2 protein-coding genes are annotated in these 1725 nt (G+C 59.8%); both read right to left on the bottom strand.

The features are described from left to right. Positions 1–1087, bottom strand: a 1087-nt coding sequence (locus N2315_09215) for a TRAP transporter large permease subunit (GenBank protein MCX7829353.1), incomplete at its 3' end; no start/stop codon positions are given. Between the two features lie 3 nt (positions 1088–1090). Continuing rightward, the gene (locus N2315_09210) at positions 1091–1588 is read right to left on the bottom strand and encodes a TRAP transporter small permease subunit (GenBank protein ID MCX7829352.1); all 498 of its coding nucleotides are present in this window, start codon (positions 1586–1588) and stop codon (positions 1091–1093) included. Positions 1589–1725 lie beyond the last annotated feature (137 nt).

Below are 1725 nucleotides of genomic sequence, written 5' to 3'. Positions count from 1 at the left end.
ATATGGGGTCGTACCCCAGCTCCACCACGGCGGGGGTAAGGATGGGGGTCATGATCATTATTATGGAGACCGGGTCTATGAACATGCCCAGCACGAAGATCACCGCCATGGAGAACAGCAGCACCGAGACCTTGGCGGCGGGCATGGAGGTCAGGAAGCCCACCACCAACGTCCTTCCCCCTATGCCGCTGAAGACGGAGCTGAAGGCGGAGCCCGCGGCCATTATCCAGCAGGCCATGGAGGTCACCTTAAGGGTGACCATCAGGGAGTCCTTGAGCACATCCCCCTTAAGGCGCCTCCTTAAGGCCACGTAGACCAAGCTCAAGAAGGCCCCCACTCCGGAGGCCTCCGTTGGGGTGGCCATGCCGGAGAATATGGACCCAAGGACCCCTATTATTATGAGGAAGGGGCCCACCAGGAACCGCAAGGACGCCAGCTTCTCCCGGAGCGGTATTTCCTCCGTTATGACCGGCGCCTTGTCCTTGTTGACGGAGCAGTAGACCCATATGTAGGCTATGAAGACCAAGGCCATCACCAGCCCCACCCCAAGGCCGCCGGCGAAGAGCTTGCCCACCGAGACCCCCGCCACGGAACCGTAGACTATCATGTTGAAGCTTGGCGGCACCACCTGGGGAAGACACCCCGCCGCCAGCAGGGAGCCGATGGAAAGGCGCCTGTCGTAGCGGTTCTTCTCCATGACCGGGAAGAGGATCAGCGCCATGGCGGATACCGCCGCGGCTATCACCCCCGACATGGCCCCTATGAGGTATCCGAACAGCACCGCCACGATGGCCAGGGAACCCCTTATCTTGCCGAACAGGTCGTACAGGGTGGTGAAGAGCTCCTCCGCAACGCCGCTCTTCTCCAGTATGGCGGACATGAACACGAAAAGGGGCAGCGAAACCAGGGCCCAGTTGTTCATCAACGTCCATATCCCCTGGAACACCACGTAAAGGCCGCCCCAGCCCCAGTAGACCACCCCGAAGACCATGGAGGTGGCGAAGAGGGCGAAGGCCACCGGGAGGTTGATGAGTATCATCCCGAAGAGGGCGGCGAACATGACTATCGGCGCGTAGGACTCTCCCATGTCTTATACACCTCCGCCCGGGCCTTCGGGCTTGGCTTTTTTAAAGAGGCCCGCCAAGATCGAAAGGGCCTGAAGGGCCATAAGCACCACCCCCAGGACCGGGACCCACTTGAACCACCAGATGGGAGGGGCGAAGACCACGCCGAGGCTTGAATCAACCTCCCGCTGAAGGAACGACTGATGGGCTATGGGAACGTTGACGTAGAGGATGACCCCGCAGCAGCATAGGATTATGGCCGTGTTCAAAAGGTCCAAACACCTTTTAAGGCCCGCCGGGAGCTTTGAGTATATTATGTCCACCGATACGTGCCCCTTTTCCAACAGGGTATAGGCCCCTCCCATGACGAAAAGGGCGCCGTACATCCACACGGACAGGAACATGGCCCTCACGTCCGCCCGGCCCACGAAGTACCTCACCACCACCCCGTAAACCACCACCGCCACTATGGCCAAGGTGAGGTACATAAGGACCCTGCCGGTCCATAGGCTTATGCGATCCACGAAGTTCAAACCACACCACCCCCTGCGGGTTTAACTGCCCCAGGTTATCCTGTCTCGTTTCCCAGGGCCCCAACGGGATCCGCGGGGCCCTAGGAAACCAGGCGGAACGCTACTTAATCTGTCTCTTATACACATCT

This window comes from Thermanaerothrix sp., assembly GCA_026417795.1.
GTDB lineage: Bacteria > Synergistota > Synergistia > Synergistales > Synergistaceae > Thermanaerovibrio.
Note: the sequence above shows the minus strand (reverse complement) of the source record. Positions and strands in the feature narration are given on the sequence as shown.